This window comes from Paraburkholderia sp. BCC1884 (genome assembly GCF_900996225.1).
Taxonomy (GTDB): Bacteria; Pseudomonadota; Gammaproteobacteria; order Burkholderiales; family Burkholderiaceae; genus Paraburkholderia.
The window spans coordinates 1-567 of the sequence record NZ_CAAJGL010000106.1 but is presented as its reverse complement, the minus strand read 5'-3'; the positions used below and the strand labels follow the sequence as shown (position 1 = coordinate 567).

Annotated in this window: 1 protein-coding gene; it reads right to left on the bottom strand. The window is 65.4% G+C overall.

Going from position 1 to position 567, the window contains the following annotated elements:
* Positions 1-26: 26 nt before the first annotated feature.
* On the bottom strand, positions 27-567 hold a 541-nt coding region (pelG, locus tag FQ705_RS25575; protein WP_186307995.1), incomplete at its 5' end, for an exopolysaccharide Pel transporter PelG.

The window sequence follows — 567 nt, the reverse complement described above, 5'->3', positions numbered from 1 at the left end:
GTCCCGGGCCCAGCCGCCAGCAGCGCTCACTGCAGCATGAAGGTCTCGTATTCGAGCGTGTCGAGCTTGCGATCGAGCCAGTAGAGACTCGCCAGCATCACCACGAACAGCGCGAGCGCGAAGCCATAGCCGTAGGCGGCGGGATTCGAGGCCAGCGTCAGCGCGGTCAGCAGCACGTTCAGCACCACGAAGGCGCCCACCAGCCACAGCACGATGCGGCGCTTGTCGAGGTAGAAGAACACGTTGATGATGCCCATGAACACCACCTGCATGCTGGCGGCGATCACGTCGATATAGAGCAGCGGCAGGTAGAGCGCCGGAATCCCCAGCCAGCGCAGCAGGGTCGGCGCGGCCGCGAACAGGATCAGCGCGGCCATCGCCTGGATCTTCAGGATTTCCCACACGCCCTCGCGCAGCGCCTCCACCATGGCGCGCTGCATGCGCTCGATGTGCTGCAGCGAGGCGCCCTCGCGCACCGCGTCGTAGAGCGCGTCGTAGTACTCGACGAAGTCGGTCTCGATGCGCAGCAGGAACACCGCCATACCAGGGATGATCGCCAGGTAGGCG